This window comes from Actinokineospora sp., from assembly GCF_050699995.1.
Classification (GTDB): domain Bacteria; phylum Actinomycetota; class Actinomycetes; order Mycobacteriales; family Pseudonocardiaceae; genus Actinokineospora.
Genome location: NZ_JBOHGC010000214.1, coordinates 1 through 1,206, shown reverse-complemented (window position 1 = coordinate 1,206; position 1,206 = coordinate 1). Strand labels below are relative to the sequence as shown.

3 protein-coding genes are annotated in these 1,206 nt (G+C 71.2%); all 3 read left to right on the top strand.

Going from position 1 to position 1,206, the window contains the following annotated elements:
- The coding region (locus ACRDSQ_RS11855; protein ID WP_431420941.1) for a hypothetical protein at positions 1-285 on the top strand (285 nt) is incomplete at its 5' end.
- Positions 286-434: 149 nt separating this feature from the next.
- Entirely contained in the window at positions 435-566 is a 132-nt protein-coding gene (locus ACRDSQ_RS11850; RefSeq protein WP_431420940.1) for a hypothetical protein, read from the top strand.
- Positions 563-1,206, top strand: a 644-nt coding sequence (locus tag ACRDSQ_RS11845) for a hypothetical protein (RefSeq protein ID WP_431420939.1), incomplete at its 3' end; no start/stop codon positions are given. The genes ACRDSQ_RS11850 and ACRDSQ_RS11845, both read left to right, overlap by 4 nt.

Genomic DNA, 1,206 nt, shown 5'->3' with positions numbered 1-1,206 from the left:
CACTTGAAGGTCGAGTTCGAGCAGCGCCGGGACCGGCTGCGCGAGGCAGGGGTGATCGCCGACCCGCGCGAGGCGCAGATCGTCCGGCTCAGGGACCAGGTCGAAGCCCTGCGGACCCGATTGTCCGATCGCGACGTCGAGATCAAGGACCTGCACGACTTCAAGACCACGGCGGTTTCCCGCCTGGCCGCCCAGCACGACGAGATCACCCGACTGCGTGCCGCGCTGGCCAGTCGGGGCAACGTTCGCCCCCTGGACTCCGGGCGAGGGCGAACCTCGCCCTGACTGGCCACCGCCGGGGCATCACCCGATCGCTCCGGCTCGACTGCGGCCGCCGCATACCCGGCTGCCCGCGGTGAACGCTATTTCAGGCGGCCCCGAACGCGGTGCGGGAACACCGGCCGGGGCCTTGATCGCACAGGAGCTGCGACCCGATGACGAACACTATCGACAGCCCACCGACCGCAGTCGACAACGCGGAGCTGGTCGACATGATCCGCACACTGATGGAGACGGCACGGCTGGCCGGGCAACCCACGCCGGGCCGGCCGACACTGGCGAAGTGACCGGAGCCTCGCCGTACCGGGTGCGGGTTGCCCTGGCTGAGCTGGCGAACCAGGAAACCTCATCGGGAGCGGACGTCACCAGCACTGGCGAGAACGACGCCGGCGACGCTCCCGATCGCCAGGACAACGCGGAGCACGCCATCGCCGCGACAGCCCCTCTGACGGTTGTCGACCCTCCTGCCGACGCGGAGGCACCGAAGCCCACCGAAGCGCTTCGCCAGCCAGCGGCTGTGGTGGCGCCAGCGCCCGCTGGTGGCGGCCGGTTCGTGGCGTGGGCGGGGTTCGTGTTCGGGTCGGTGATGTCGGTGGCGGCCAACGTGTTGCACACCTGGTTGCCCGCGGATCGGTTGCCGCAAGGATGGGCGCCGGGGATCGCCGCGCAGGTCGGTGCGGCGGTGTGGCCGATCGGGCTGCTGCTGTCGGTGGAGGTCCTGTCGCGGGTGCCGTGGCGGCCGGGTTGGCAGTGGGGGCTGGCCCGGTTCGGCGGGACCGGCACGGTCGCGCTCGGGTCGGCGGTGATCAGCTACGGGTATGTGCGCGACGTGCTCGCCGCGTGGGGCTACGACCCCGTGGCGGCGCATGTGGGCCCGTTGGTGCTCGACGGGCTGATGGTGATCTCCGGGTTCGCCCTGCTCACCAT